Raw genomic sequence first — 5,723 nt, forward strand, 5'->3', positions numbered from 1 at the left:
TTCTTCGGGGTAACGCTGACGACTCATGGCACCTCCTATTTGGGCCTCATTATGAGGCTTGGAGGTGTCTACGAAACTAGGGGCGATTCAATCAGCAGCACTGGTCGGCTGGAATCGAAGAAGGTGCCTGGTTCGAAGGCGGCATATTTTGATCTCAAAATGAGTTTCATCCGCCATCGAATCGTCAAAGACAGTGAAGCGTCTGGCTTGGTTGAAAGCATGGAGTTTGTAGTGTCACAGCCTCGCGGAGGTGAGCTTGAGCACATTCACAAGGAAGTCATCAAATTCGATTCGGCTTGGTTCGAATCTCTTATCCGGATGCCGGTTGATCATCCTTATCGCAGAATGGATAGAGTGAAGATGGCCCGGGAGGAACTGGGCGATCTGCTGGAGCTGACTCAGGCCTGAGGAGGCCTGCTGTAAACCACTTTTTTTCACTGTAAACCACAGTGGTTTACAGTGAAAAAAGTGGTTTACAACGTAGCTATGACACGCGCCCTGGCCACTCCCCAGGCCAGCGCGCTCCTCATTGGTTCGTTCAGCCGGACGTCGAACACCTGTGCTGCTCGGGGCCTTGCCACGCCGCGGTGTCCTATAATTCATCTTCAGCTGAATGGAGCAAAATGTTGTGAAGCGCACATTCATTGGAATGGTCGAGGCTGGTGAGCCACTGATGAGGCAAGCGCTTGAAGCTATCCGACAGGCCCACGAAGCGGAGGCTGCTGGATTGCCAGACCTTGAGGTACAGCGTCTTCACCTATTGGCAGATTCGCTCTATCAGGCGGTCATTGATTTTCAGCTCCTCAAAGCAGGTAAACCACCGTCGACTATCCAGTGAGGACCTGCCGCTACATGACGAAAAAGATACCAGCTCTTCTCCCCGACCACCCCATGTATACCGACGCAGTGGATGCGATGAAGCAATACCACGAGGCGCAGGCTTCTGGCTCATCTGCCGAAGAGGTTGAGCGCCTGCGTCAAATCGCAGAATCACAATTTCGGGCTGTCAGCGAGTATCAGCTCAACGCTCTGGGATATCAGTCTCGTCGTCCGCACTGAAGGGATAACCGATCCGGAGGTAGCTTCAGAATCCATCAAGCCAAGCGGAAGACTCACGACGCGGTCCGATTGATCAGCGAGACGGTCGGGAGGGTTTGCACACAGCCCCAAAAAAAAAGCAGCTCCCGAGAGCTGCTTTTTTCTTACTCCCCCTTTTTGTGCTTGTGGGGTTTCAGGTCCGGATGGTCCTTCTGCTTTTCAGGGGTGACTCGCTGCCTTTTGTCCGGAGTGCCATCTTCATTGGTGCGCTTTGGGCCTGGCTTGATGCTCATGCAAAACTTCCTTTTCCGCTTGGGTTGTTGAATGCAGCTATGTAATTAGTCCAGCTTCTCTCAGCTGTCAAAGCAGGCTGGTGCAGAACCGCCTGGCCGATGATCCGGTCCACATCGAACATTCAGAGGCCAGAATAAGAGCCTCCGACAAAGGGCTTACAAGGGGCAGTGAAATCCAGCGCTGAGCGATACGAAGACGTCTGGACGTTCATCATGCCGAGCACGGTGTGGAACAGGTTGTCGTGGCTCAGCGGTGACGTGGTTTGAGCTTTCAAACAACCCACGTTGACCTTTTCGCTCTTCGCGAGCGAGTCAGACATCCAAAGTACCAACGGCACCTTTGTTTGCTCGTCAGGAGCCATCGCGTAAGGCAGCCCGTGTAGATAGAGCCCACCCTCCCCCAGCGATTCGCCGTGGTCCGAAACGTACATCAGCGCAGTGTCGAACTTGGTGTTGGCCGCCAGGATATCGATGAGATTTGCAGTCACATAATCGGTGTAGAGGATTGAGTTGTCGTAGGCATTGACCACCTCCTCCTGCTTACATTTGTCGAGCTCGTTGGTCTCGCACACCGGTGCGAATTTCTTGAATTGCGAGGGGTAGCGCTTGTAGTAGGCCGGGCCGTGACTGCCTTTGTAGTGGAGCACCAGGACAGCATCGCCTTCCTGGCGCTTGATGAAGTCTTGCATCTCCGTGAGCAGCACCCCGTCCTTACACTCCTCGCTGGTGCACAGTTGGGAATCCGCGTGAGAGGCAGCCTTGTGGTTGGGAACCCTGTCGCAGACCCCTTTGCACCCCGAGTTGTTGTCAGTCCACATGACACTGATGCCAGCGCGTTGAAGCACGTCGAGCAGCCCTTCTCGGCTCTTGGCCAAGCCATCTTTGTACTGGGCCTTACCCACGTCCAGGAACATGCATGGCAGCGAGACCGCGGTAGCGGTACCGCAGGAGCTCACGTTCGTGAAGCTAATGACATTTCGCTTTTCTAGTTCCGGATTCGTTTCACGGGAGTAGCCGTTGAGGGAGAAGTTGGCGGAGCGAGCGGTCTCTCCTACTGCCAGTACCAGCAGCCTGGGTTTACGAGCCGCACCCTGTCGATTAACTACCGCATCAGTACCAATGGCCGTCAGCGTTTTAGGTGAGGCCAGCTGACGCTTCAGGTACCCATGGCCAGCCGCAAACAAGTTGGTAGGTACCAGAATCAGCCGGATCTCCCGATTGTTGCGCAGCAAGGAGGCATACGACTGGTACTGACTCAACGCGATGCCAGATAAGGTCAACAGAGCGAGCGACAGAGCAATGAACCTGCTGACCAAAGCTTTGGCCCAAGGCTTGCGCCGGAGGGGAACCCGGGCAATCAGGTAGACGGGCAACACCCCAACCATTGCGACCCAAAGACCGAGCTTCCAATTCAGCAGCTCGGTTGCCTCAGCGACGTCGGTCTCCACAACGTTGGTGAACATTGTGTAATCGATCACGATGCCGTAGGCATTCATGAAGTAACTCGCAAAAGACGCGCTGATCAGTACCAGGCACAGTATGGGTTTGGCCAGCCGCCCCCATGACAGCAAGCTCAGAACGGTAAACACCCATGCGAATACTATGACTGGGAGGCTAGCCGCTAGCTGCCAGTTCACTTCATCGGTTTTGAATACCAGCTTCCAGAGCACGTTCCAGAGCTCAGCGTTCGCGAATAGCAGTAACCAAAAAGTCACCAGGCCGATTAGCAAATTAGTACTGATGCCTTTCTGCCGCGCATTGCGAATAGCAAAGATCCATTTGCTTAACAGGGTGTGAACAATGGATTTGGAAGGTGTCATTATCAAACTCTGGAAGCTGCTTATCCATGGCGGTAGCTATGGAGTTAGCGGGAGCTACAAGGCAAACCGTCGACAGATGCTGAGCGATTGCGCAATGTGCGGAGCGTCAGAGGCCTTAGGCCCCTAGGCGTTGGGGACGCTTAGTATGTGTGAGGCATAGGGATAAAAAGAGAAATGAATCTCGCTGAGCGCATTATTTCCGGGACCTGATAACGACACGATGACCTCGGGATTACAATGCTGACAGAAATCCAATTACTGCTGTTTTGATTGTCATTGATCACGCTATGATCAAAATTAGGGGGATACTACCCACCAAAAGCAATGCTCCGCTCAGCTAGATAAATTTAATTTCACAAACAAAACGGTTTCGTTTTGTCGTAGGCTAATTTTGAACTTTCAATTCAACTTACAAGTCTTTCTCGCGAGCAGAATATTATTTTCAACTTTTGCTCGTTAATATGTCACCCATCAATGAGGGGCGAATACCATGAGCTTTTTCAAAAACATCCTGGGCGGGCACCATGGCCGTGGAAACCACGGTGGAGGCAAGCACCACAGCGGGGGACATGGGGCCGAGCAATATGATCGCCATGGCCGGCAGCAGGGCTGCGACGGCGGTAATCAGGTGTATGACGGCGGGCGCCCTCCCACTCCTGCCCCCATCAAAGATCTGCAGGGCTGCAGGCAGTGCCGGACGGCCAACGATCCGTCAGCACGCTTTTGTCTAAACTGCGGAACACCGCTATCGAGTGGTTGCACCGCCTGCGGCTCGCTGCTGAGTGCAGGAGCAAGATTTTGCAGTCACTGTGGCCAAGCGACGCTCTAAGGCTAGGTAGACAGGAAGGCCAACGAGACCACAACCCTGCGCAAGGAGAAATACGTGGGTTCAAATCATGACCATGGCAGCGCTGCAGTACGCGAGGGGCATCAGAAGAAGCTAATCATGGCGCTCGGCTTGACTGGCAGCTTCATGATTGCAGAAGTGATCGGTGCGTGGATTACCGGCAGCCTGGCGCTGCTGTCGGACGCATCTCACATGTTCACAGATACTGCCGCCTTGGCGATCTCACTGATTGCACTTCAGATAGCCAAGCGGCCGGCGGATCAGAAAAGAACCTTCGGCTATGCGCGCCTGGAAATTCTGGCTTCGACGTTCAACGCCGTGCTGCTCTTCCTGGTGGCGATGTACATCTTGTATGAGGCCTACCAGCGCTTCTTCATGCCGGCGGAGATCGCTACCGGAGCGATGATGTGGATCGCAATCGCCGGCCTGATCATCAACCTAATTTCGATGCGCCTTCTGGCATCTGCGAGCAACGAAAGCCTCAACGTCAAAGGAGCCTACCTCGAAGTTTGGAGCGACATGCTCGGCTCGCTTGGCGTAATCATCGCGGCACTTATCATCCGCTTCACCGGCTGGACCTGGGTCGACACGATTGTCGCTGTGGCGATCGGCCTTTGGGTTCTGCCGCGGACGTGGCAGTTGCTTCGCGAAAGCCTGGGGATCCTCATGGGGGGTGTCCCGAGGGGGCTCGACGTTACGGCAATCGAGGCCACCATCCTCGGAGTAGATGGCGTGACGGACGTTCATGACTTGCACGTGTGGGCTGTCAGCAGTGGCAGTAACGTGATGACGTCGCACGTAGTGGTTCGGGATTCTGCAGATGGGGATGCTGTGTTGGCGGCCGTCGTGGATGCTGTCAGCGATGCATTCGAAATCCATCACTGCACCATCCAGATCGAGCGGGCAGCTTTCCACGAGAGCGTTCCCTCACCCTCGCACTGACCGATCGGTAAACACCATGCAAACACATCACCCTCCTGGCTGAGGGTGATGTTGCAAAAAAAATGCGGTGAGGGATGCCGTAAACGGCAGGAGCGCTTCAAGGGGGTTGGTGAATGGCTTCGCCTGCCCTCGTCAACAACCTCCAGAAGGCTCAGCGATGGCCTGGATCATCACGAAGTACCTACTCACTGCCGGTATAGTGATTCTCGTGTCAGAGCTGGCGAAACGCAGCGACAAGCTGGGCGGCTTGGTCGCCGCCCTACCCTTGGTCACGGTCGTGACGTTGGTCTGGCTCTATTTAGAGAACCAGAGCATGGAGAAGATCTCCAACCATGCTTGGTACACGTTCTGGTACGTGCTTCCGACCCTACCGATGTTTATTGCTTTTCCATTGCTGCTACCTAAGCTCGGCTTTTGGCCGACACTGATCAGCAGCATCCTCATCACAATGGCCAGCTTCGGAGGCTTCGCCATACTGCTGCGCCGGTTCGGCATTGAGCTTCTATGATCCGGTGGCCGCAGGGATCATCTTGATGAGTCTTAACGGCTATTAACACACTCGCCCTTCACCAGGTAGCGAACCATGTGCAGTTCGCCTTTCGAGTCTTCGTAGGTCATCATGCTTCTTACATTACCGCAGTACCGCACACTGGGTGATACATACACCAACTTACCAACGTCCAGGTCCATGCCATAGGCGTAGTCTTCGTATCCGTCCGGCCAACTCACCTTCCGAACTCCAGCATTAAGGACGATGGTGTCCGCGTATTTTTAAGCGGACGC

The 5,723-nt window shown here is 54.4% G+C and carries 7 protein-coding genes and 2 pseudogenes; 6 read left to right on the plus strand and 3 right to left on the minus strand.

What is annotated here, in order from left to right; all coding sequences use genetic code 11:
* The 3 genes and pseudogenes from CYD26_RS24380 to CYD26_RS24390 all read left to right on the plus strand — a co-directional run.
* Positions 1-408, plus strand: a pseudogene (locus tag CYD26_RS24380) (hypothetical protein); the annotation flags it as partial.
* Positions 409-613: 205 nt separating this feature from the next.
* Positions 614-838 carry a hypothetical protein gene (locus tag CYD26_RS24385; protein ID WP_011953103.1) on the plus strand — a complete coding sequence of 75 codons (225 nt, stop codon included), beginning with the start codon at positions 614-616 and terminating at the stop codon, positions 836-838.
* Positions 839-852: 14 nt separating this feature from the next.
* On the plus strand, positions 853-1,059 hold the full coding sequence (locus tag CYD26_RS24390) for a hypothetical protein (protein WP_011953104.1): 207 nt from the start codon (positions 853-855) through the stop codon (positions 1,057-1,059).
* Between the two features lie 143 nt (positions 1,060-1,202).
* On the opposite strand, the gene CYD26_RS25670 is transcribed toward CYD26_RS24390, so the two are convergent.
* A complete protein-coding gene (locus tag CYD26_RS25670; protein ID WP_003253468.1) occupies positions 1,203-1,331 on the minus strand; it encodes a hypothetical protein in 129 nt (42 codons plus the stop codon).
* A gap of 122 nt (positions 1,332-1,453) precedes the next feature.
* Positions 1,454-3,151 carry a phosphoethanolamine transferase gene (locus CYD26_RS24395; protein WP_003298414.1) on the minus strand — a complete coding sequence of 566 codons (1,698 nt, stop codon included), beginning with the start codon at positions 3,149-3,151 and terminating at the stop codon, positions 1,454-1,456.
* Between the two features lie 490 nt (positions 3,152-3,641).
* Here CYD26_RS24395 and CYD26_RS24400 point away from each other — a divergent pair, with 490 nt between their 5' ends.
* The 3 genes from CYD26_RS24400 to CYD26_RS24410 all read left to right on the plus strand — a co-directional run bounded on the left by CYD26_RS24400 (position 3,642) and on the right by CYD26_RS24410 (position 5,448).
* Positions 3,642-3,980, plus strand: coding sequence for a zinc ribbon domain-containing protein (locus CYD26_RS24400; RefSeq protein ID WP_071890582.1), 339 nt, complete (start codon positions 3,642-3,644; stop codon positions 3,978-3,980).
* A gap of 54 nt (positions 3,981-4,034) precedes the next feature.
* Positions 4,035-4,940 carry a cation diffusion facilitator family transporter gene (locus tag CYD26_RS24405; RefSeq protein ID WP_102053881.1) on the plus strand — a complete coding sequence of 302 codons (906 nt, stop codon included), beginning with the start codon at positions 4,035-4,037 and terminating at the stop codon, positions 4,938-4,940.
* A 157-nt stretch (positions 4,941-5,097) separates the two neighbouring features.
* Positions 5,098-5,448, plus strand: coding sequence for a DUF3147 family protein (locus CYD26_RS24410; RefSeq protein ID WP_011953105.1), 351 nt, complete (start codon positions 5,098-5,100; stop codon positions 5,446-5,448).
* A 32-nt stretch (positions 5,449-5,480) separates the two neighbouring features.
* On the opposite strand, the pseudogene CYD26_RS24415 reads toward CYD26_RS24410, so the two are convergent.
* Positions 5,481-5,648, minus strand: a pseudogene (locus CYD26_RS24415) (DUF2790 domain-containing protein); the annotation flags it as partial.
* Between the last annotated feature and the right edge of the window lie 75 nt (positions 5,649-5,723).

The sequence above is a fragment of the Pseudomonas sp. FFUP_PS_473 genome (assembly GCF_002858665.1).
GTDB classification, from domain to species: domain Bacteria; phylum Pseudomonadota; class Gammaproteobacteria; order Pseudomonadales; family Pseudomonadaceae; genus Aquipseudomonas; species Aquipseudomonas defluvii.